The 22,996-nt window shown below is 54.7% G+C and carries 21 protein-coding genes; 11 read left to right on the forward strand and 10 right to left on the reverse strand.

Translation table 11 applies throughout. The features are described from left to right. Position 1 precedes the first annotated feature (1 nt). The 3 genes from ACWKX3_RS13815 (at position 2) to ghrB (ending at position 3,338) form a co-directional block, all read left to right on the forward strand. On the forward strand, positions 2-940 hold the full coding sequence (locus ACWKX3_RS13815) for a sugar kinase (protein ID WP_454541961.1): 939 nt from the start codon (positions 2-4) through the stop codon (positions 938-940). A 116-nt stretch (positions 941-1,056) separates the two neighbouring features. After that, positions 1,057-2,337 carry an MFS transporter gene (locus ACWKX3_RS13820; RefSeq protein WP_006177794.1) on the forward strand — a complete coding sequence of 427 codons (1,281 nt, stop codon included), beginning with the start codon at positions 1,057-1,059 and terminating at the stop codon, positions 2,335-2,337. A gap of 26 nt (positions 2,338-2,363) precedes the next feature. Next, complete coding sequence (gene ghrB, locus ACWKX3_RS13825; RefSeq protein WP_058610522.1) at positions 2,364-3,338, forward strand: glyoxylate/hydroxypyruvate reductase GhrB; 975 nt, start codon at positions 2,364-2,366, stop codon at positions 3,336-3,338. A gap of 58 nt (positions 3,339-3,396) precedes the next feature. Here ghrB and cspE read toward each other — a convergent pair whose 3' ends face one another. Both cspE and ACWKX3_RS13835 read right to left on the reverse strand, forming a co-directional pair. Then, the gene (gene cspE / locus ACWKX3_RS13830) at positions 3,397-3,609 is read right to left on the reverse strand and encodes a transcription antiterminator/RNA stability regulator CspE (RefSeq protein WP_006177792.1); all 213 of its coding nucleotides are present in this window, start codon (positions 3,607-3,609) and stop codon (positions 3,397-3,399) included. Between the two features lie 243 nt (positions 3,610-3,852). Then, the gene (locus ACWKX3_RS13835) at positions 3,853-4,563 is read right to left on the reverse strand and encodes a DUF3053 domain-containing protein (RefSeq protein WP_137903461.1); all 711 of its coding nucleotides are present in this window, start codon (positions 4,561-4,563) and stop codon (positions 3,853-3,855) included. 332 nt (positions 4,564-4,895) lie between these two features. Here ACWKX3_RS13835 and ACWKX3_RS13840 point away from each other — a divergent pair, with 332 nt between their 5' ends. Next, on the forward strand, positions 4,896-5,183 hold the full coding sequence (locus tag ACWKX3_RS13840) for an HTH-type transcriptional regulator (RefSeq protein WP_006177790.1): 288 nt from the start codon (positions 4,896-4,898) through the stop codon (positions 5,181-5,183). A gap of 39 nt (positions 5,184-5,222) precedes the next feature. Here ACWKX3_RS13840 and ACWKX3_RS13845 read toward each other — a convergent pair whose 3' ends face one another. Then, positions 5,223-6,842 carry an ABC-F family ATP-binding cassette domain-containing protein gene (locus ACWKX3_RS13845; RefSeq protein ID WP_454541962.1) on the reverse strand — a complete coding sequence of 540 codons (1,620 nt, stop codon included), beginning with the start codon at positions 6,840-6,842 and terminating at the stop codon, positions 5,223-5,225. Positions 6,843-7,396: 554 nt separating this feature from the next. Further along, positions 7,397-7,888 (reverse strand): Hcp family type VI secretion system effector, encoded by a 492-nt coding sequence (locus ACWKX3_RS13850; protein WP_454541963.1) that lies wholly within the window; start codon positions 7,886-7,888, stop codon positions 7,397-7,399. A gap of 207 nt (positions 7,889-8,095) precedes the next feature. Here ACWKX3_RS13850 and ACWKX3_RS13855 point away from each other — a divergent pair, with 207 nt between their 5' ends. After that, on the forward strand, positions 8,096-8,494 hold the full coding sequence (locus ACWKX3_RS13855; protein WP_282484656.1) for a polymorphic toxin type 44 domain-containing protein: 399 nt from the start codon (positions 8,096-8,098) through the stop codon (positions 8,492-8,494). After that, positions 8,472-8,936, forward strand: coding sequence for a hypothetical protein (locus ACWKX3_RS13860; RefSeq protein ID WP_442780078.1), 465 nt, complete (start codon positions 8,472-8,474; stop codon positions 8,934-8,936). The genes ACWKX3_RS13855 and ACWKX3_RS13860 overlap by 23 nt, the downstream gene beginning before the upstream one ends. Positions 8,937-9,007: 71 nt before the next feature. Here the strand turns inward: ACWKX3_RS13860 and glyS are convergent, their stop codons facing one another. The 3 genes from glyS to ACWKX3_RS13875 all read right to left on the reverse strand — a co-directional run bounded on the left by glyS (position 9,008) and on the right by ACWKX3_RS13875 (position 12,464). Beyond that, positions 9,008-11,077: a glycine--tRNA ligase subunit beta gene (gene glyS, locus ACWKX3_RS13865; protein ID WP_088209036.1), complete on the reverse strand. Its 2,070-nt coding sequence runs from the start codon at positions 11,075-11,077 to the stop codon at positions 9,008-9,010. A gap of 9 nt (positions 11,078-11,086) precedes the next feature. Beyond that, positions 11,087-11,998, reverse strand: coding sequence for a glycine--tRNA ligase subunit alpha (gene glyQ / locus ACWKX3_RS13870; RefSeq protein WP_006177784.1), 912 nt, complete (start codon positions 11,996-11,998; stop codon positions 11,087-11,089). A 160-nt stretch (positions 11,999-12,158) separates the two neighbouring features. Next, a complete protein-coding gene (locus ACWKX3_RS13875) occupies positions 12,159-12,464 on the reverse strand; it encodes a YsaB family lipoprotein (protein WP_006177783.1) in 306 nt (101 codons plus the stop codon). Between the two features lie 184 nt (positions 12,465-12,648). Between ACWKX3_RS13875 and ACWKX3_RS13880 the strand changes: the two genes are divergently transcribed. Further along, positions 12,649-13,644 carry an acyltransferase gene (locus tag ACWKX3_RS13880; protein ID WP_006177782.1) on the forward strand — a complete coding sequence of 332 codons (996 nt, stop codon included), beginning with the start codon at positions 12,649-12,651 and terminating at the stop codon, positions 13,642-13,644. Positions 13,645-13,698: 54 nt separating this feature from the next. Here ACWKX3_RS13880 and xylB read toward each other — a convergent pair whose 3' ends face one another. Both xylB and xylA read right to left on the reverse strand, forming a co-directional pair. Next, a complete protein-coding gene (gene xylB / locus ACWKX3_RS13885; RefSeq protein ID WP_454541964.1) occupies positions 13,699-15,153 on the reverse strand; it encodes a xylulokinase in 1,455 nt (484 codons plus the stop codon). 99 nt (positions 15,154-15,252) lie between these two features. Continuing rightward, positions 15,253-16,575, reverse strand: coding sequence for a xylose isomerase (gene xylA, locus ACWKX3_RS13890; RefSeq protein WP_137903457.1), 1,323 nt, complete (start codon positions 16,573-16,575; stop codon positions 15,253-15,255). Positions 16,576-16,945: 370 nt separating this feature from the next. Between xylA and xylF the strand changes: the two genes are divergently transcribed. From xylF to xylR, 4 genes are all read left to right on the forward strand, one after another. Next, positions 16,946-17,938, forward strand: coding sequence for a D-xylose ABC transporter substrate-binding protein (xylF, locus tag ACWKX3_RS13895; protein WP_058610518.1), 993 nt, complete (start codon positions 16,946-16,948; stop codon positions 17,936-17,938). A gap of 71 nt (positions 17,939-18,009) precedes the next feature. After that, positions 18,010-19,551, forward strand: a complete 1,542-nt coding sequence (locus ACWKX3_RS13900) for a xylose ABC transporter ATP-binding protein (RefSeq protein ID WP_101736801.1) — start codon at positions 18,010-18,012, stop codon at positions 19,549-19,551. Further along, positions 19,529-20,710: a xylose ABC transporter permease XylH gene (gene xylH, locus ACWKX3_RS13905; RefSeq protein ID WP_454541965.1), complete on the forward strand. Its 1,182-nt coding sequence runs from the start codon at positions 19,529-19,531 to the stop codon at positions 20,708-20,710. Before ACWKX3_RS13900 ends, xylH begins: the two co-directional genes overlap by 23 nt. A gap of 33 nt (positions 20,711-20,743) precedes the next feature. Further along, positions 20,744-21,922, forward strand: a complete 1,179-nt coding sequence (gene xylR / locus ACWKX3_RS13910; protein WP_006177776.1) for a D-xylose utilization transcriptional activator XylR — start codon at positions 20,744-20,746, stop codon at positions 21,920-21,922. 38 nt (positions 21,923-21,960) lie between these two features. On the opposite strand, the gene ACWKX3_RS13915 is transcribed toward xylR, so the two are convergent. After that, the gene (locus ACWKX3_RS13915) at positions 21,961-22,785 is read right to left on the reverse strand and encodes a protein bax (protein ID WP_220710813.1); all 825 of its coding nucleotides are present in this window, start codon (positions 22,783-22,785) and stop codon (positions 21,961-21,963) included. Positions 22,786-22,996: the final 211 nt, after the last annotated feature.

Consider the following 22,996-nt stretch of genomic DNA (forward strand, 5'->3'; position numbering starts at 1 on the left):
CATGCACAAGACGCTGGATGTCATCACTGTCGGCGAGGCCATGGCGATGTTTGTCGCCACCGAAACGGGCGGGCTGAGCACGGTAGAACACTTTATGAAGCGCGTGGCGGGAGCAGAGCTGAACGTCGCCACCGGGCTTGCCCGTCTGGGCCTGAACGTCGGCTGGGTCAGCCGCGTGGGCGACGACAGCTTTGGTCATTTCATTCTCGACACCTTAAAAAAAGAGGGCATTGATGCCGCAGGCGTGACGCTCGACGGGCGTTTCGCCACCGGCTTTCAGCTCAAATCGAAAGTTGAAAATGGAACCGATCCCACCGTGGAGTATTTCCGTAAAGGATCGGCGGCAAGCCATCTCTCCGTCGAGGACTACCATGCGCCCTACTTTTCTTCGGCGCGCCATCTGCACCTGAGCGGCGTGGCGGCTGCGCTTTCGGCAAGCTCATATGCGCTACTGGATCACGCTGCGGCTGCCATGAAAGCGCAGGGAAAAACCATTTCTTTCGATCCGAACCTGCGTCCGGTGCTCTGGAAAAGTGAAGCGGAGATGGTCGAGAAGCTGAACCGTCTGGCGTTCCAGGCCGACTGGGTGCTCCCCGGCATCAAAGAGGGAATGATCCTCACCGGCGAAAGCACGCCGGAAGGGATTGCCGACTTTTATCTGAACCAGGGGGTAAAAGCCGTGGTGATGAAAACCGGTGCGGATGGCGCATGGTTCAAAACCGCCGACGGCGAGCAGGGTGCCGTCGCTGCGATCAAGGTTGAGAACGTGGTCGACACCGTGGGCGCAGGCGATGGTTTTGCCGTGGGCGTTATTAGCGCACTGCTGGAAGGTAAAGCCTTACCGCAGGCTATCGCCCGGGGGAACAAAATCGGCTCGCTGGCCATTCAGGTCCAGGGCGACAGCGAAGGGTTACCGACGCGCGCACAGCTAGAATCTTAATTTCCTCTCCCTGTGGGAGAGGGCCAGGGTGAGGGCAACAGACCGCACCACACAATTAAACCACCGTGTACCCTACAGACAACGGCGGTAACAACCTCAACAACAGAGGCAAGCCTATGAACAGTTCGACCAATGCAGTAAAACGCTGGTGGTACATCATGCCTATCGTGTTCATCACGTACAGCCTGGCGTATCTCGATCGTGCCAACTTCAGCTTCGCATCCGCCGCAGGGATCACCGAGGATCTCGGGATCACCAAAGGCGTCTCCTCGCTGCTGGGCGCGCTTTTCTTCCTCGGCTACTTCTTCTTCCAGATCCCAGGCGCTATCTACGCCGAACGCCGCAGCGTGCGTAAACTGATCTTCATCTGCCTGATTTTGTGGGGAGGATGTGCGTCACTGACCGGCGTGGTGAACAACATTCCTGCGCTGGCCGCCATTCGCTTTATCCTCGGCGTGGTGGAGGCCGCGGTTATGCCCGCAATGCTGATTTACATCAGCAACTGGTTTACTAAATCTGAACGCTCCCGGGCGAACACGTTCCTGATCCTCGGTAACCCGGTGACGGTACTGTGGATGTCCGTGGTGTCTGGCTACCTGATCCAGTCTTTCGGCTGGCGCGAAATGTTTATCATCGAGGGCGTCCCGGCGGTTATCTGGGCATTCTGCTGGTGGGTGCTGGTGAAAGACAAACCGTCTCAGGCGAAATGGCTCTCGGAAGATGAAAAAGCCGCGCTTCAGGCGCAGCTGGACAAAGAGCAGCAAGGCCTGAAGGCGGTACGCAACTATGGCGAGGCCTTCCGCTCGCGCAACGTCATTCTGCTGTGCGCACAGTATTTCACCTGGAGCATTGGCGTGTATGGCTTTGTGCTGTGGCTGCCGTCCATTATCCGCAGCGGCGGCGAAAATCTCGGCATGGTCGAAGTGGGCTGGCTGTCGTCGGTGCCCTATCTGGCGGCGACCATTGCGATGATTATCGCCTCATGGGCCTCGGACAAGCTGCAAAACCGTAAACTGTTCGTCTGGCCGCTGCTGCTGATTGCTGCCTTTGCGTTTATCGGCTCCTGGGCCGTCGGGGCTAATCACTTCTGGGCCTCTTACACCCTGCTGGTGATTGCGGGTGCCGCCATGTACGCACCTTATGGTCCATTCTTCGCGATTATCCCGGAGATGCTGCCGCGTAACGTGGCGGGCGGCGCAATGGCCTTAATTAACAGCATGGGCGCGCTGGGGTCGTTCTTTGGCTCGTGGTTCGTTGGTTATCTTAATGGCGCAACCGGCAGCCCGTCAGCATCGTACATATTTATGGGGGTAGCACTTTTCGTCTCAGTGTGGCTAACTCTGATTGTTAAGCCTGCTAATAATCAACAGCTACCCGTCGGCGCACGCCACGCCTGAACCCTTTCACATCAACGGAGATTAGCATGAAGCCGTCCGTCATTTTGTATAAAGCCTTGCCTGACGATCTGCACCACCGCCTGGAAGAACATTTCACCGTGACCCAGGTGAAAGACCTTAGCCCGCAGACCGTAGCGCAACACGCCGATGCGTTCGCCCATGCCGAAGGGCTGCTGGGTTCCAGCGAAAAAGTGGATGCCGCACTGCTGGAAAAAATGCCGAAGCTTCGTGCCACCTCTACGGTTTCCGTGGGGTATGACAACTTTGACGTGGATGCCCTTAACGCCCGCAAGATCCTGCTGATGCACACGCCACATGCCCTGACTGAAACCGTGGCCGACACGCTGATGGCGTTGGTGCTCAGCACTGCCCGCCGCGTCGTGGAGGTTGCTGAACGCGTCAAAGCGGGCGAGTGGACGAAGAGCATTGGCCCGGACTGGTTTGGCGTGGACGTTCATGGCAAAACGCTGGGGATCGTCGGCATGGGCCGCATCGGACTGGCGCTGGCGCAGCGCGCGCATTTCGGCTTCAACATGCCGATCCTCTACAACGCCCGCCGTCATCACGTCGAAGCCGAGGAACGCTTTAACGCGCGCTACTGCGAGCTGGATACACTGCTTCAGGAAGCGGATTACGTCTGCCTGATCCTGCCCCTGACGGACGAAACCCATCATCTGATTGGCAAATCGGCGTTTGAGAAGATGAAGACGTCGGCCATTTTCATCAACGCGGGGCGTGGCCCGGTTGTGGATGAAAAGGCGCTGATTGAGGCGCTGCAAAATGGTGAGATCCATGCAGCCGGTCTGGATGTGTTTGAGCAGGAGCCGCTGCCGGTCGATTCACCGCTGCTGACATTGCCCAACGTTGTGGCCCTGCCCCACATTGGCTCAGCAACGCACGAGACACGCTACAACATGGCAGCCACCGCAGTAGATAATCTGATTGCCGCGCTGGGCGGTAAGGTTAAACAGAACTGCGTTAACCCGCAGGTGCAACAGTAGAAACGAAAAAACCCGCCAGAAGGCGGGTTTTAGAATTCTTTGCTGCTGAGTTGGAAGCTTACAGGCTTACAACGTTACCAGCTGCTGGGCCTTTAGCGCCGCTTTCGATGGTGAAGGACACTTTCTGACCTTCGTCCAGAGATTTGTAGCCTTCGTTCTGGATAGCAGAGAAGTGTACGAACACGTCTTTAGAGCCATCGTCAGGAGTGATGAAGCCGAAACCTTTATCAGCGTTGAACCATTTTACCAGACCAGTCATTTTACCAGACATAGAAATTACCTTATTAAAAATTCGTTGTGCCTTCCGGCGCGATGGTTGCGTTACAGATTTTTAAGCGATGAAGGAAGGGTCACTACGAAGGGTATCTATGGATAACAATCTGGACTGCTTAACTAAACTGCTTTAGGTCTGTGTAACAAACCGACGGGGATAGTTATACCGATGTGGTAGGTGAATGACAAGCATTATTTTTATTATCTATAAAAAACCCCGCCTGATGCGGGGTTTTTTTGTTTACTCGGTTGCCGCGACGGCTGCCGTCCACGCCTGACTAAAGGCCTGGTGCTGCGACGCCAGCGGCCCGATCAGCGTATTGTACTGGCTTGCCTGCTGTGAGGTCGGGAACTGGATACCGTTAGAGACGAAGCTCACCTGCGTACCCTGTTCGTTAATAAAGTCCCCTACCTGCACCAGCTGCTGCGTAAAGATCTGCGCGGCCGGGATCAGCGGTTGCAAAGCGTCGGAAGGTTTGGTGACCACTTTCTCATACGCTTTATCAAAGACCGGCTTGAGATCCTCGCCCTGCTTCAGCGCAGAACGCGAAGCATCGGCCTGCATTTTGGCATTCTGCAACTGCTGGCTGAGCACGCCGAGCGCACCGTTGGACTGGCGCAGCGGTTCACGCTGGGTCACATAATCCTGCGGCACGCGGATCGCGTTAACGCTATCCAGCACCGGACGAAGACCGGAATCCATCGCCTGGCTCACCTGCTGTGAATAACCATAAAGAATGGCGTAATCAGAAACAAAAGGACCCAACTGTTTTTTCTGATCCGCAGTCAGCGTTGGTAAACGCTCGCCGCTGCGCATCACCGTATTCTGCAGAAAATCGATAAACGCTTTGCGCTGATCGCCTTCTTTATCGAAACACCCACTCAGGCTAACAACCATCAACAACGCCGCAATAGGCGCAAACCAGCGAGAGCAGGACTTTCCTGTCGCCATTTTAATACTCCTTTCACCCAAAAAAGCGCACACCGGCACACGCGTGCCTGACGGCTTACAAGAATAGTCCAGGTCAGCCCTGCAAGATACCCTTTTCATGCAAAACGGCTATTACCGTTTTTGTGCTGAGTATTTACAAAAAAATACCTATAGCAGCCTAAGGATGTGTAATCAGTGGATTAGCATAACTATCCACTTCGCTGAAACGAATCAACCTACCCTTACTGTACAAATAATCACAGCCGTGACGATCCACGATTTGCAATAAGGACTATTCTTAACAGGCTCTCTGATGTTCATGATCCCGCTGTGAGATTTATGAGGAGTTCTCAATGGAATATAAAGATCCTGAGTTTGAGCTGCTGAGCAGCCTGGAACAGATTATTTTTAAAGATGTACCGCAGACGATTACCCTGAAACAAAAGTCCAATCCCTTTACTGAATTTGAGCGGTTACGTAAAGCATCAGGACTTAAAACGGATGAATTCGCAAGAGCGATGGGTGTCAGCGTATCGATGGTGCTGGAATGGGAATCAAAACGTGAAAAACCCACGCCGGCTGAATTAAAGCTGATGCGCCTGATTCAAGCCAACCCTGCCCTTAGTAAGCAAATAGCGTAATAAAGATAACCCGCCCCCGCCCTTGCGGGGGTTTGTGTTTTAGAGGCTTGCGCACCGCCATCCCGATTCCTGCCACACCAGTTCATGCGTCAGTTTTAATCCTTTGAGAAAAGCCTCATCGTGGGACACCACCAGCAGCGCACCGGGAAAATCGGCCAGCGCCGCTTCAATCGCCTGCACCGACGCCAAATCAAGATGGTTGGTAGGTTCATCTAACAGCAGCAACTGGGCCGCCTCTTCTCGCCATAAAACGCAGGCGAGCGCCGCTTTTAGTCGCTCGCCTCCGCTCAGTTCGGCCAGCGGAAGCGTAACTTTGTCCGCGCCCAGCTGAAGCTGGGCCAGCCGGGTCCGAAGCGTGCCCTCTTCAAGCGGCGTATTATGCAGGTTCAGATGCGTCATCACCGACCGGGAGAGATCCAACTGCGTAAGATGCTGATCCAGATACGCGCATGATACCGACAGACGGCAGGTGCCTGACAGCGGCGCGATCTGCCCCAGAATGACCTTCAAAAGCGTCGATTTGCCGCAGCCGTTCGGCCCACGCAGCGCCACGCGCATCGGACCATCCATCCGCCAGTCAGTTGGCGGCAGTTCGACATAGGGCAGAACCAGATTGTCCATCACCAGCACCTGTTTCCCCTGCGCAATATGGCTTTCCGGCAGGGTAAACATCACGGGATTTTCTTCTTCAACCCGCTCGCGCGCCTTGTTAACCGCGGCATTCAGCGCGTCATTTTGATCGCTATGCTGTTTTTTCCAGGATCCCACACGCTCTTTCGCCGCCCCTTTGTATTTTACGCGCTCAAACGAGGCAATATTCAGCGTATCCACCGTGCGCAGCGTTTTAGCCGAACGCCGCTGGCTGTCATCATGTTCTTTTTGTATGCGGGCACGGGTACGCTTGCGCTCGGTCGCCGCATGTTCCAGCGCCGCGCGAGCGGCCTGTTGTTCTGCCTCGCGCTGGGTTTGCCAGGTGGCATAGTTCCCGCCGAAACTGCGCAATCCGGACGCGCTCAGCTCAAGTATGCGCGGTACCCGGGCCAGTAACTCACGATCGTGAGATGCCACCAGCACGCCCCCCGGATAGCGGGCAAGCTGGTCGTAGAACCACGCCCGGCCTTCTCTGTCGAGGTGGTTGGTGGGCTCATCCAGCAGCAGATAATCTGCCCCGGCGGTAAACGCGCCGCACAGCAGGGCGCGAATGCGCTCCCCACCGCTCAGCTCATCAGCCCGCTTTTCGGGATCAAAAGGCGGAAGTTTAGCGGCGATAAACGCGTCGCTCAGCCGTTCCGCCAGATCCCAGTGCCCGTCAAGAATATCCAGATCCTCGGGCTCAGCATCGCCGCTGTCGACACGCTTTCGCGCCGCGAAAATCGTCTCATAGCCAAGCAGTTCAGCCAGCGTAAGCTGCGGAGAAATAACGTGCTGTTGCGCCACATACGCGCTTGTTCCGAAGCGCTCAATGTGGCCGCCAGCCGGGAGATCCAGCCCCGCCAGCAGACGCAGCAGGCGCGTTTTACCGCTGCCGTTGCGCCCAACCAGCGCGCACAGAGAGGGTTCCAGTGACAAATTCAGCGGACCAAAAAGGATATCGCCCGTCGCAAACTGACAGGTGACCTGATGCAAAATAAAAGAAGGGGACTGCGCAAAATGAGCCATAAGCACTCCTGAATGAAATCAAAACATCCCCTGCTCACGCGGTAGCGTTTAGCAAGGATCGGAATTCATCAGTCGTGTTTGTTCATTTTTGGGGGGCGCTCCAGAGGAAAGACGTTAGCAGGAGTAAGGATAACGGTAATTTATTGACCATTTCAAGGTTAAATTTTCTACTTTATATTCCTCTCCAAAAAAATATGTGCACGGATCCGCCCCTTACTCCTGCGGGAAGAGGGCCAGGGTGAGGGGTAAGAGCGCTATCCCGGTGAACTGCCTGAAAATTGTAAGCACCCTGGACCAGGAAGACCTTCCGTCACGCCTTCCGGTTTTCGAACTCGAATGCGACCAACTGGAAAGTTACTGGCAGGAAATTACGCAGCTGAAAATGAGCAGTTCGCTACCGCACTAATCCATAATCATGATGGAAGATTGAGTGTGTGAACGGGTCGGCTACTTTGCAGATACGCTAAAAGCGCTGCGCTGGTTAAGCACCGACCAGAGAGATATAACAATTAGCAAGTCCTGTAAAAAGCAGATCTAAGAGAATAAGCGCTCACTTAACCTGTCTGACGTTCATTCCATGAATCTGCAAATTGAACATTCCCATCACAGTATTTCCATGTAATTTTCTCATAGCGTAATTGTATGCCTTCATTATGGTTATGAATTTGCAGCGAGGGTTCTTTGCAATTATGCATTACGGGATTAACACTCACAACTCGTACATTTTCAAGAAGCATATTGAAATATTCAACTTCCTGCCCTGCATCGTTGATTTTGTACCACTTGAACTCAGCGCTTTTAAGCGTTTGGCCGGTTGCAGCAGCCTTATAAAAATATGGACTGGATGAATCGAACTCTTTCTCGAATGTGAGAGGTGAATGTAAACGAGTACCGGTTATCCTACCGGTATTATTATCTGTAGGCACAAGTAGTCCATGACTAAATGCTAAAATCTCTATACTGCCCTCACGATCTTTAACGTCAACAGTTCCTTTGATATCACTGCCGCCATCATCTTTAAGCCAAAGGTACGCTGGGATTGCCATTTTCTTTCCTCAATAAGAATGAGCATACAGTACATATAAAAAGAAAAAATTATTTAATACTTTTTGTGTCATTAATAAATATGATGGTACACTCTAATTCATTCATGAATTAATTGAATCTAACGTAATAGAGTTTGATCTTAAGCATTACATAACAAATATAATCATCTTATTTTCTTCTCTCCATTATACGAAAGGACTATTACAATGGCTTGTATTCCTCTTTATCCACCTAAGGGATTAGACACATTAAATGAGCACATCCGGCAAGCGCGTGCTCGTAGAGAAGTACAGGAAATGGCAACGCCCTTAACCTATTTATGGTTTTATCAACGAGTACGAAACAGAGGCCCGTGGGATTACAAACAAAGAAGCAGATCGTGGGCTGACTTTGGTAATTTTCATTACGGTGCTGTGGGTTACGCCGCTTGTATACCCGAAAAAATATTACATATCGCTGGCGGCGCAGCTCAGGAAATAGCCGGCACATCAGATACCGAGCGCTGGGGACATTTCTATTCTAATCATCTCCCGTATGGAGATGACCCAATAGATCAATTCTGGATACAGCAAGGCATAGACTATGTTAAACAGCACCACCTTTAAGGCGCTACACTGGGTCATCAGTATAACCATGGCGGCCATGATTTTTGGTTATTTTTATCTTCAATACGAGCAACGCATAACAGTTCGAGACAAGCTCTACGAGGCTCGTCAGCTCACTCCCAGAACGTGGTTATATATTACCGAATATGCGGGGGCCAATATGACTACGAGTAACGTCTACCGCTATTTCTTATCAGGTAAGTTAAACGGCGACCCCCTGGTCATGCTGGAAAAACAAGGCATAGCCCCGACACTTACGGCCAATACCCCCAACGCAAAAGTGGACGGAATAGGCAATAACGTTTCTTTTACGGTGTATGGCACCATCTACAATTTTACAACATCCGCTTTTTTCTATGATGCCGGTGGAATCGCGGTTGCGCCCTCGGTGGATCTCACCGCACGGGGAGAAGGATGGGATAGGGGGAAATTTAGCCGATAAAAAACCCGCCGAAGCGGGTTTATAGCCTTTGCAGGCCCGGCTAAGCGGCGCGCCGCCGGGCAAAAGGCGCATTACTGCAGCAGCGAAATATCCGCTACGCGCAGGAACAGTTCGCGCAGTTTTTCGAGCATGGTCAGGCGGTTAATACGCAGTTCCTGATCTTCTACGTTCACCATCACTTTCTCGAAGAAAGCGTCAATCGCTTCACGCAGTTCAGACAACTCGACCAGCGCTTCCTGGTAGCGACCTTCGGCGAAGAACGGTTCCAGTTTGTCACGCAGCACCACAACCTGCATCGCCAGAGCGATCTCTTCCGGCTCTTTCAGCGTGGCGGCGTTAACACGCTCGTTCAGCGTCTCGTCGGATTTCGCCAGGATGTTAGAGACTCGCTTGTTGGCCGCAGCCAGCGCAGCCGCCGCGTCCAGCGTACGGAAGTGAGAAACCGCCTTCATGCGCGCATCGAAATCTGCCGGACGGGTTGGACGACGCGCCAGCACCGCCTGAATGGTGTCAACGGTGTAGCCTTCATCCTGATACCAGGCGCGGAAACGCCCCAGCATGAAGTCGATAACGTCATCCACAACCTTCGCGTTTGTCAGCTTGTCACCGTACAGGCGCACCGCTTCTTCGGTCAGGGTCTGCAGATCCAGGTTCAGGTTCTTCTCAACGATGATACGCAGCACGCCAAGTGCGGCACGACGCAGCGCAAACGGGTCTTTATCGCCTTTCGGATGCTGACCGATACCGAAGATGCCCGCCAGGGTATCCATTTTATCGGCGATCGCGACGGCGCAGGCCACCGGATTGGACGGCAGATCGTCACCCGCAAAGCGCGGCTGGTACTGCTCGTTCAGGGCGACAGCCACGTCTTCCGCTTCACCGTCATGGCGCGCGTAGTGCATGCCCATCACGCCCTGGGTGTCGGTGAATTCGAACACCATGTTGGTCATCAGGTCGCACTTGGACAGCAGGCCCGCGCGGGTAGCGTGGTTGACGTCTGCACCGATTTCACGGGCGATCCAACCGGACAGCTCTGCAATACGGTCGGTCTTGTCACGCAGCGTACCCAACTGCTGCTGGAACAGCACGGTCTGCAGGCGCGGCAGGTTGTCTTCCAGACGCTTTTTACGGTCGGTATTGAAGAAGAACTCAGCATCTGCCAGACGCGGACGCACCACTTTCTCGTTACCGGAGATAATCTGGGACGGATCTTTCGATTCGATGTTCGCCACGAAAATGAAGTTTGGCAGCAGTTTGCCGTCGTTGGCGTAAACCGGGAAGTACTTCTGGTCACCCTTCATGGTGTACACCAGCGCTTCAGCCGGAACGGCGAGGAATTTCTCTTCGAACTTCGCGGTCAGCACAACCGGCCATTCGACCAGAGAGGTCACCTCTTCCAGCAGGCTTTCGCTCAGGTCTGCGTTGCCGCCAATCTGGCGTGCCGCTTCTTCGGCATCCGCTTTGATTTTGGCTTTACGCTGCTCGTAGTCGGCAATGACCTTACCGCGCTCCAGCAGGATCTGCGGGTACTGGTCGGCATTGTCGATAGTGAATTCCGGCTCGCCCATAAAGCGGTGGCCACGGATCACGCGATCGGACGCGACGCCGAGAATGGTAGCAGGAATAACGGTATCACCGAGCAGCAGGGTCACGGTGTGAACCGGACGCACGAAGTGCACGTCGGACGCGCCCCAGCGCATCAGTTTTGGAATAGGCAGCTTAGCCAGCGAGGTTGCAATCATGTTTGGCAGCAGCGCTTCTGCGCTTTCGCCTTTGACATGAGCGCGATACAGCAGCCACTCGCCTTTGTCAGTGGTCAGACGCTCGGCCTGATCAACGGTGATACCGCAGCCGCGCGCCCAGCCTTCAGCCGCTTTGCTCGGTTTGCCTTCCGCGTCGAACGCCTGAGCAATCGCCGGGCCACGTTTTTCCACTTCACGATCCGGCTGTGACGCCGCCAGATTTGCCACTTTCAGCGCCAGACGACGCGGTGCAGCAAACCACTCAATTTTACCGTGTGCCAGGCCAGCGTTATCCAGCTCGGCCGTTACGTTCGCAGCGAAAGATTCAGCCAGGCTGCGCAGGGCTTTTGGTGGCAGCTCTTCGGTGCCGATTTCCACCAGGAAAGTTTTCTCAGACATGGCCGCCTCTTATTTGTTTCGGTTGCACATCGGGAAGCCAAGGGCTTCACGGGACGCGTAGTAAGCTTCTGCAACGGCTTTGGTCAGGGTGCGAATACGCAGGATATAGCGCTGACGTTCAGTCACGGAGATGGCTTTGCGGGCGTCCAGCAGGTTGAAGCTGTGGGCGGCCTTCAGAATACGCTCGTAGGCGGGCAGCGGCAGCGGAGTCTCCAGCGCCAGCAACTGCTGCGCCTCTTTCTCGTATTGCTCGAAGCAGGTGAACAGGAAGTCCACGTCCGCGTATTCGAAGTTGTAAGTGGATTGCTCCACTTCGTTCTGATGGAACACGTCGCCGTAGGTTGTTTTCCCCAGCGGGCCGTCGCTCCAGACCAGGTCGTAAACGCTGTCTACGCCCTGAATGTACATCGCCAGACGTTCCAGACCGTAGGTGATTTCACCGGTGATCGGTTTACATTCCAGACCACCCACCTGCTGGAAGTAAGTGAACTGCGTCACTTCCATACCGTTCAGCCACACTTCCCAGCCCAGACCCCAGGCACCCAGCGTTGGGTTTTCCCAGTTATCTTCCACGAAACGAATATCGTGAATGGTCGGATCCATGCCCAGCTCTTTCAGCGACCCAAGGTACAGTTCCTGAATGTTTTCCGGGGATGGCTTAATCACCACCTGGAACTGATAGTAGTGCTGCAGACGGTTCGGGTTTTCGCCGTAACGGCCATCGGTCGGACGACGGGAAGGCTGAACATAGGCAGTAGCCATTGGCTCTGGCCCCAATGCGCGTAAGCTGGTCATTGGGTGTGAAGTGCCGGCGCCGACTTCCATGTCCAAAGGTTGAACAATGGTGCAGCCCTGACGAGCCCAGTAATCCTGTAAGGTCAGGATCAGGCCCTGGAAGGTCTTGGTATCAAACTTTTGCATAGTATTTCGTGCTGGATACGTGTGGTTTCAAAAGGAAGGGATCAGTATACCCGCTGGCTGCAAGATATACAGTACGAAACGGGGTTGTTTAGGGAAAATTGGGAAATAAGCCGCCCCGCTAAAATCCATGAACGGCCTGATTGCTGATTATACGCGCACTCTAGCGCATCGAGAGGTGTAAAAACTGGCCGTCCGCGTCAAATGAACAGACAAAGCCCTCTTTACGCGCGGTATGCCCCCGCATCTCATAGCTTCCCTGAAAATGCTCAAAGCCGGTGACGGCAATATTTTGCGCCTCAGCGTTATAGCGATGGGCCGCCCGATCTTTACAGAGTTGCTCCATGCCCAGCGTGCGTTCCGGGCTAATTTTCCCCTGCTGTGCTTTTTGCACCGGGGCTTCCTGCGACGTACTGCATCCTGCGAGCATCAACAGCAGAAAGAGAGACACTACACGCTTCATCATCATTTTTATTACCGGCCTCGTCTGGGGCTGTTATTTTTAGTATCAACGCTTTTATAGATTATGTGTCAGCATTCTGCGAACCTCTCGTCTCGACGACAAGTTTAATGAATAAAACTCAGATTTTTCCAAGGGAAAGCATTAAGACAATGATGGTCACACTTTCTTTATCCGGACAACAGAGGGCCTGATGCAGTCAAAAATTAACTGGATTGATAACCTGCGGGGCATAGCGTGCCTGATGGTGGTGATGATCCACACGACCACCTGGTATGTCACCAACGCGCACAGTATCAGTCAGGTTAACTGGGATATCGCGAATATTCTTAACTCCGCCTCCCGCGTCAGCGTGCCGTTATTCTTTATGATCTCCGGCTTTCTCTTTTTTGGCGAGCGTAGCGCGCAGCCACGGCACTTTATCCGCATCGCCTCGTGTCTGCTGTTTTACAGCGCCGTCGCGCTGCTCTACATCACGCTGTTTACGTCAATCAACGCCGGGCTGTCGCTGAAAAATCTGCTGCAAAAACCGGTGTTCTATCATCTGTGGTTCTTCTTCGCCATTATCGTTATCTACCTGGTCTCTCCGCTGATCCAGGTAAAACATATTGGCGGCAAAATGCTGCTGGCTTTAATGGTTGTGATTGGCATCGTGGCAAACCCGAATACCGTCTCGCAGAAAGTCGCTGGTTTTGAGTGGCTGCCCGTCGATCTTTATATCAACGGCGACACGTTTTACTACGTGCTGTACGGCATGCTGGGGCGCGCCATCGGCATGATGGATACCGGCAAACGGGGGCTAAACCTGCTTTGCGGGGCGGCGTTTATCCTCAGCGTGGGGATAATTTCACGAGGCACGCTGCACGAACTGCAGTGGCGCGGCAACTTTGCCGATACCTGGTACCTGTACTGTGGCCCGATGGTCTTTATCTGTGCGGTTTCCCTGCTCACGCTTGTGAAAAATACCCTGAACAGCCGCCCGCTTCCGGTGCTGGGCTTTATCTCACGCCACTCGCTGGGGATTTACGGTTTTCATGCGCTGGTGATCCACGCGCTTCGTACGCGCGGCGTTGAGCTGAAAAGCTGGCCACTGCTGGACATTATCTGGATTTTTTCCGCCACGCTGGCAGCGAGCCTGCTGCTGTCCATGCTGTTGCAGAAAATCGATACGCGCAGGTTTGTGAGCTAACCCGATACAGGTGGAGTGTAGGCCGGGTGAGCGTCAGCGCCACCCGGCACCTGTTTAAGACATCAGCGGTAAAAGCTGCTGATAAATTTTGCGGAACACGTCGCGCCGCTCGCCGTAGCGAGCATGGTTTTTCTCATCAGGAAAATGCTGCGCCTCAAGCGGCAACTGTGGCAGAAGTTGCGACAGAGACTTTTCAGGGTTCAGCGCAATCTGCGCCAGACGCGCCGCCCCCAGCGCAGGACCGACATCACCACCGGTACGATAATCCAGCTGGAACCCGCTAATATCAGCAAGCATCTGCCGCCAGTAGCTGCTGCGCGCCCCGCCGCCAATCAGAGTGATGCTCGACGGCGTAAGACCACAGTCATGCACCACGTCCATGCCATCCGCCAGCGCATAACCGACGCCTTCCAGCACCGCGCGTGCCAGCTCGGCCGGGCCGTGCTGATGCGTTAAACCAAAGAACACGCCTTTCGCTTCCGGGTTGTTATGCGGCGTACGCTCCCCGGAGAGATAGGGTAAAAACCACACCGCGCCAGCCTGATCATCCGCCTGCTGCGCGGCGGCAATCAGCGCCGGAACGTCCGCCATGCCGGTCAGTTTTGCGGCCCAGTCCAGACAGGAGGCGGCGCTCAGCATCACCGACATCAGATGCCATTTACCCGGTAGCGCATGGCAAAAGCTGTGAACCGCATTCTCAGGGTTACTGCGATAGCCGTCGCTCACGGCAAAATAGACCCCGGAGGTGCCCAGCGAGAGCATCGCCTGCCCTGCCTCGGTCATTCCCACGCCAACCGCTCCCGCCGCGTTATCACCGCCACCGGCGACGACGGGCACGGCTGGCATTTTCCAGCGTTGCGCCACCGTCGGCGTTAAGGTTCCGGTCACCTCGCTGCCTTCGAAGAGCGCAGGCATATGGTCGCGCGTCAAATGGCAGGCATCGAGCATGGCTGCGCTCCAGTCGCGCTTCGCCACGTCGAGCCACATGGTGCCCGCTGCGTCAGACATGTCGCTGGCAAACTCGCCCGTCATGCGAAAGCGCAGGTAATCTTTTGGCAGTAAAACCTTCGCCACCTGGCGGAAAATCTCCGGTTCATGGCGTTGCACCCACAGCAGTTTGGGTGCCGTAAACCCTGGCATCATCAGGTTGCCGGTTATCTCGCGAGAGGCAGGCACGCGTTCTTCGAGGAGTGCGCACTCCTCTGCACAGCGGCCATCGTTCCAGAGAATGGCGGGCCGCAGCACGCGGTGCTGGCTGTCCAGCAGCGTTGCGCCGTGCATCTGCCCGGCAATTCCCAGCGCTTTCACCTCTTGCAGGCTGTGCTGTTCACTTAACGCCTGAATCGCGCAATCCGTCGCCTGCCACCACTGTTCCGGGTCCTGTTCCGACCACAGCGGATGCGGGCGCGAAACCTGCAATTTCTCGGTTTGCGAGGCCAGCACATCTCCCTGCTCGCTTAACAGGATGGCCTTCACGCCCGACGTACCCAGATCGATCCCAATGTACATATTGTGGGTTCCTTAACTGAACATGCCCGGTAGCGCAGCGCTGACCGGGCCTACAAAAACCGGAGGCCGGGCAAACAACACGCCGCCCGGCGAGACCTGTTATTTATCGAACAGATAGTGATTGACCAGATTTTCCAGCAGCTCCTGATGGCCACTCTGATGCTGCGGCGCCAGCTGATGCTGTTCAGCGTACTTCGCGATTTCGGCAAGCGATAACTGGCCTTTCAAAATTTGCTGACCCAGCTCACTGTTCCAGCCGCTGTAGCGCTTCGCCACACGTTTATCCAGTTCACCGTCTTCAATCATACGGGCGGCAACTTTCAGCGCCAGCGCCATGGTATCCATCGCGCCGATATGGCCGTAGAACAGATCGTATTTGTCGGTGCTTTGACGACGTACTTTGGCATCGAAGTTCAGGCCACCGGTAGTGAAGCCGCCCGCTTTGATGATTTCATACATCACCAGCGCGTTCTCCTCGACGCTGTTCGGGAACTGGTCGGTATCCCAGCCCAGCTGCGGGTCACCGCGGTTGGCATCCACGGAGCCGAAAATGCCGAGCGCGATAGCCGAGGCGATTTCATGGTGGAAGGCGTGGCCCGCCAGGGTTGCGTGGTTAGCCTCGATGTTCACTTTGATCTCTTTTTCCAGACCAAACTGCTTCAGGAAGCCATACACGGTTGCCACGTCGTAATCATACTGGTGCTTGGTGGGCTCCTGCGGCTTCGGCTCAATCAACAGCGTACCGCGGAAGCCGATTTTGTGCTTATGGTCGACCACCATCTGCATAAAGCGGCCAATCTGTTCACGTTCCTGACGCAGGTCGGTATTGAGCAAGGTTTCATAGCCTTCACGTCCGCCCCACAGCACATAGTTTTCGCCGCCTAACGTGTGCGTGGCATTCATCGCCGTCACCACCTGCGTGGCAGCCCAGCTAAACACTTCCGGGTCCGGGTTGGTTGCGGCGCCTGCGCCGTAACGCGGGTTGGTAAAGCAGTTCGCCGTGCCCCACAGCAGTTTTACGCCGCTTTGCTGCTGTTTTTCAGCCAGCACGTCCGTCATCTGCGCAAAGTTGTTCAGGTACTCTTTCAGCGATGCGCCTTCCGGCGACACGTCCACATCATGGAAGCAGTAGTAGGGCACGTTCAGCTTGTGGAAGAATTCAAAGGCAACGTCTGCCTTACGCTTCGCCAGTTCAATGGCTTCACCCGGCTGCTGCCACGGGCGGTCAAACGCGCCCACGCCGAACATGTCGGCACCGTTCCAGCAGAAGGTATGCCAGTAACAGGCGGCAAAGCGCAGATGATCTTCCATGCGCTTACCCAGCACCAGCTCATCCGGGTTGTAGTGACGAAATGCTAAAGGATTGGTCGTTTTCGTGCCTTCGTAACGAACGCGATCGAGTTGGTCGAAATAAGCTTGCATATTCAGCTCCATAATCAGGGTATGCGGCGTAAGAGTGCGACAGGAGTAATAGTGAATAGACATTTAACGTTGCTCAATTACGTTATTTCACACTGCTATTGAGAGAATGCACAACTGTGCGCTGGCTCGCAAAATAATGCGCTGGCAACGCTTTTTCTGCGCTTATTCCAGAATCAAATGTAATTAGTACGTTACGCATTTTAAAATCCGATCGCGGTCATAAATTCGGAAATAAACCAAATATCATAATGAGAAGATAAAAATCTGTAATTGCCAGCGGGCCTCTCCACGTTAAGAATTTGCTGCGTCTCAGCAGTGAATGTTTCTTTTATCTCAGCAACACATACCCCTACAAAAAGGCCTGATAATTATGAAGATAAAGAACCTGACCCTTACTCTCTGCACTACTCTCCTGCTAGCCAGCTTTGCCGGACACGCCAAAGAGGTCAAAATCGGCATGGCGATTGACGACCTGCGCCTGGAGCGCTGGCAAAAAGATCGCGATATTTTTGTTAAAAAAGCGGAATCACTGGGTGCCGAAGTGTTTGTGCAATCCGCTAACGGCAACGAAGAAACCCAGATGTCACAGATTGAAAATATGATTAACCGTGGCGTCGATGTGCTGGTCATTATCCCTTATAACGGCCAGGTACTCAGTAATGTGGTTAAAGAAGCAAAACAGGAAGGCATAAAAGTGCTGGCCTATGACCGCATGATTAATAATGCGGATATTGATTTTTATATTTCGTTTGATAATGAAAAAGTCGGCGAATTACAGGCAAAAAGTCTGGTCGACAAAGTGCCTCAGGGGAATTATTTCCTGATGGGCGGTTCACCGGTCGATAACAACGCCAAGCTGTTCCGTGAAGGGCAAATGAAAGTGCTTAAGCCGTATATCGACGAGGGCAAAATTCACGTCGTCGGCGATCAGTGGGCTGACGGCTGGCTGCCTGAAAACGCGCTGAAAATTATGGAAAATGCCTTAACCGCGAACAATAACAAAATTGATGCCGTTGTGGCGTCGAACGATGCCACCGCAGGCGGGGCGATTCAGGCGCTCAGCGCGCAGGGGCTTGCAGGGAAAGTGGCTATTTCGGGCCAGGATGCCGACCTCGCCGGGGTGAAGCGCATTATCGCAGGCACCCAAACCATGACGGTATACAAACCCATCACCGAACTGGCGAACACGGCGGCAGAAATTGCCGTTGAGCTGGGGAATGGCCAACAGCCTAAAGCCGATACCTCGCTCAACAACGGCCTGAAAGACGTTCCGGCTCGCCTGCTCACCCCTATTGAAGTCAATAAAGACAATATTGATGCCACCGTCATTAAAGACGGTTTCCACAAAAAGAGTGAACTGTAATCCAGCGCGGCCCCTGCTCTGCGGGGGCGCATCGACATGTCCTGTTTCTTTATCGGGTCAGCGGAGCAGTTATGTCTTATTTACTTGAAATGAAAAGCATCACCAAAGCGTTTGGCGTCGTGAAGGCCGTCGACAACGTGAGCCTCAGGCTCAACCCTGGCGAAGTGATGTCGCTGTGCGGCGAGAACGGGTCGGGTAAGTCCACGCTGATGAAAGTCCTGTGCGGGATCTATCCTCACGGCAGCTACGAAGGCGAAATTGTGTTTGCCGGCGAAACGCTCCAGGCCGCGCACATCCGCGATACCGAGCGCAAAGGGATTGCCATTATTCACCAGGAGCTGGCGCTGGTAAAGCATCTTACCGTGCTGGAGAACATCTTTCTCGGGGCTGAAATTTCCCGTCACGGCGTGCTGGATTACGACACCATGACGCTGCGCTGTGAAAAACTGCTGGCGCAGGTCAGCCTCGCCATTTCACCCGACACGCGCGTAGGCGATCTGGGTCTGGGCCAGCAGCAGCTGGTTGAGATCGCCAAGGCGCTGAACAAGCAGGTACGCCTGCTGATCCTTGATGAGCCTACCGCCTCACTCACCGAGCAGGAAACGGCGGTTCTGCTTAACATCATCCGCGACCTGCAAAATCACGGCATTGCCTGCATCTATATTTCGCACAAGCTTAATGAGGTGAAAGCCATCTCGGACACCATCTGCGTGATCCGCGACGGGCAGCACATCGGCACGCGCGACGCCGCCGGGATGAGTGAGGATGACATCATCACCATGATGGTTGGCCGCGAACTGACCGCGCTGTACCCGAACGAGCCACATACCGTGGGCGAGGAGATCCTGCGTGTCGAAAACCTCACCGCGTGGCACCCCGTTAACCGGCATATCAAGCGCGTCAACACCCTCTCCTTTTCGCTGCACCGTGGCGAAATCCTCGGTATTGCAGGGTTAGTGGGCGCAGGACGGACCGAAGCCGTTCAGTGTCTCTTCGGCGTCTGGCCGGGACGCTGGGAGGGCAACATCTTTATCGACGGTCAGCCAGTACACATCACCAACTGCCAGCAGGCGATTGCCCACGGCATCGCGATGGTGCCGGAAGATCGCAAAAAAGACGGCATTGTGCCGGTCATGGCCGTGGGTCAAAACGTTACGCTTGCCGCGCTCGGTCAGTTTTCCGGTGCACTGACGGCCCTGGACGACGCGGCGGAGCAGCAGTGCATTTTGCAGTCGCTCGCCAGGCTGAAGGTGAAAACCTCCTCTCCCGACCTGGCCATCGGGCGTCTCAGCGGCGGCAATCAGCAGAAGGCTATCCTGGCGCGCTGTCTGCTGCTCAACCCCCGGATTCTGATTCTGGACGAGCCGACGCGCGGGATTGATATCGGTGCGAAATATGAAATCTACAAGCTGATCAACCAGCTTGTGCAGCAAGGGATTGCCGTCATTGTCATCTCGTCTGAATTACCTGAAGTGCTGGGCCTGAGCGACCGCGTGCTGGTTATGCACGAAGGGAAACTCAAAGCCAACCTGATCAACCAGAACCTGACGCAGGAGCAGGTGATGGAAGCCGCTTTAAGGAGCGAACGTCATGTCGAAAAGCAATCCGTCTGATATCAAAGTCGCTGTTCCGACGCCCGGCGCGTTTTCCGGGCTTAAGGCGCTCAACCTGCAGGTTTTCGTGATGATCGCGGCGATTATCGCCATCATGCTGTTCTTTACCTGGATGACCGACGGCTCTTACCTGAGCGCGCGCAACGTTTCTAACCTGCTGCGCCAGACGGCCATCACGGGCATTCTGGCCGTGGGGATGGTGTTCGTGATTATCTCCGCAGAAATCGACCTGTCGGTCGGTTCGATGATGGGCCTGCTCGGCGGCGTAGCGGCCATTTTTGACGTCTGGCTCGGGTGGCCGCTGCCACTGACCGTAGCGGTCACGCTGGTGCTGGGCCTGCTGCTCGGGGCATGGAACGGATGGTGGGTCGCCTACCGCAAAGTCCCGTCGTTTATCGTTACCCTCGCGGGCATGCTCGCCTTTCGCGGCATTTTGATTGGCATTACCAACGGCACTACCGTCTCCCCTACCAGCGCCGCCATGTCGCAAATTGGGCAGAGTTACCTCTCCGATGGCATCGGCTTTACGATCGGCGTGGTCGGGCTGATGGCCTTTGTCGCGTGGCAGTGGCGCGGCCGTATGCGCCGTCAGGCGCTCGGGCTGGCAGCACCTGCGTCCACCGCCGTGGTGGGGCGTCAGGCGCTGACGGCGGCGATCGTGCTGGGGGCAATCTGGCTACTGAACGATTATCGCGGCGTGCCGACGCCGGTTTTACTGCTGGCCCTTCTGCTGCTGGGCGGCATGTTTATGGCGACGCGCACGGCGTTTGGCCGGCGTATTTATGCCATTGGCGGCAATCTTGAGGCGGCGCGTCTGTCGGGTATCAACGTAGAACGCACCAAACTCGCAGTCTTTGCCATCAACGGCCTGATGGTCGCGATTGCCGGGCTGATCCTCAGCTCCCGCCTCGGAGCCGGTTCGCCGTCAGCCGGGAACATCGCCGAGCTGGATGCCATCGCCGCCTGTGTGATTGGTGGAACCAGCCTCGCCGGGGGGATCGGTAGCGTCGCGGGTGCGGTGATGGGCGCATTTATTATGGCTTCGCTGGATAATGGAATGAGTATGATGGACGTTCCAACGTTTTGGCAGTATATCGTCAAGGGCGCCATTCTGTTGCTGGCGGTCTGGATGGACTCCGCCACCAAGCGGCGAGCCTGAGAACAGCATCGTTACTTATTTGGGAAAGCAGCCATGTTTGAGAAGCGTCACCGCATTACGTTGTTATTCAATGCCAATAAAGCTTACGACCGTCAGGTGGTCGAAGGGGTTGGTGAATATTTGCAGGCGTCGCAATCCGAATGGGATATTTTTATTGAAGAGGATTTCCGCACCCGGCTCGAGAACATCAAGGACTGGCTGGGCGATGGCGTTATCGCCGACTATGACGACCCGGTGATTGAGCAGTTGCTGACGGACGTCGATGTCCCCATCGTCGGCGTCGGCGGCTCGTATTATTCCCCCGACAGCTACCCGCCGGTGCACTACATCGCCACCGATAACCATGCCCTGGTTGAAGCCGCCTTTCTCCATTTAAAAGAGAAAGGCGTGCACCGTTTTGCCTTTTACGGGTTGCCCGCCTCAAGCGGCAAACGCTGGGCGGTGGAGCGTGAGCACGCATTCTGTCAGCTGGTCGCGCAGGAGAAATATCGCGGCGTAGTGTACCAGGGGCTGGAGACCGCACCGGAAAACTGGCAGCACGCGCAAAACCGCCTGGCAGACTGGCTGCAAACGCTGCCGCCGCAAACCGGGATTATTGCCGTCACGGACGCCCGCGCCCGCCACGTGCTTCAGGTCTGCGAGCATCTGCACATTCCGGTGCCTGAAAAGCTGTGCGTCATTGGTATTGATAACGAAGAGCTGACGCGCTACCTGTCGCGCGTGGCGCTATCCTCGGTCGCTCAGGGAACACGTCAAATGGGCTATCAGGCGGCGAAGCTACTGCACCGGCTGCTGGATAACGAATCGCTGCCGCTGCAACGGTTGCTGGTCCCGCCCGTGCGCGTGGTGGAGCGCCGTTCAACCGATTACCGCTCCTTAAGCGATCCGGCAGTTATTCAGGCGATGCACTACATCCGCAACCACGCCTGCAAGGGCATTAAGGTCGATCAGGTGCTGGATTCCGTCGGCATTTCGCGTTCGAACCTGGAGAAGCGGTTTAAAGAGGAGGTTGGCGAAACCATCCATGCGGTGATCCATGCGGAGAAACTGGAGAAAGCGCGCAGCCTGCTCATCTCAACGTCGCTGTCGATCAACGAAATCTCACAGATGTGCGGCTACCCGTCGCTTCAGTATTTTTACTCGGTGTTCAGGAAAGAGTATGACACCACCCCGAAAGAGTATCGGGAGCGGCACAGCGAGGTGCTTATCTAGAAAACAAAACGCCTTCCGATGGAAGGCGTTTTTTTACATTACATGTGCGAGGCGATTAAGCGCTGGTTATCCTGAAACATGGCGAACAGGTAGTTGTTATAACGCTGTCCCTGAGTCGAATACCCTTTCAGCTTGTGGATCATCGTGCTGGCCGTCACTTCCTGATCCGCTTGACGCAACTGGGCGCGTGACTTACGGAACGACGAGTAGGCCGGATGCGTATTCAGGTTCACCACGTAGGCGTTTACTGAATCTTTAACCGATGCAAACTGCGAATAACCTTTCACTTTGCCCGGCGCGTTAGTACAACGCCCTTTTGCGCATTTCATGCCAAAGAGGTTGTTATTGTTACGCGCCAGCTTCGAGGTTCCCCAGCCGCTTTCGGCTGCGGCCATGGTGGCGACCATGCTGCCTGGAATAATGTCCACACGCTCTAACAGCGAGTTCCACGGCACGCGACGCGTGTTACCGTTCCACTTCACCTTGTAGCGTTTCGCAATGTCTTTAAGACGCGTGCGCTCAGACGGCGACCAGCGGCTCTCGTACTGTTTCGAGATCAGCCAGTTACGATCTGCGGTAATCGCAGCATTTTGACTTTTGATGTAAGGCATTACCGTCCGGAGAAACGCTTTTTTTCGTGGTGTCCCGGAAGGGTATTTTCGCAAATCAGGAAGTGAACTACTCTTTGCACTATTGCGAGAATACTCTTGTTTACTGCTAACCTTACTGCTTGTCGTCTTTATTACGTGGGCTTTCTTACTCGTTGTATCCGTGTGCGTCTTCGCAAGCACCTCACCCGAAAATGCCATGGTGAGTAACATGAGTATCGCGGCCCCATATCGTCGAATGGGAGTCGATATCATTAGGTCTCCTGGTCGGATTTCATCATTCCAACACCTTATTTTTTTCTCGAATTTGAGAGCGGAATCTCAAATCATAGCAAAAATAGACTTCAAGAGCACGTATAGAAATAGTCCAAATCCGAAACCATGTCATCTGAAACGTGTTCACGAAATCATCAATTCTGAAAAAATGTGCGCGATATCGCAGATAACCGCCTAATTTTGCGCGGGA

This window comes from Enterobacter sp. UPMP2052, from assembly GCF_053709675.1.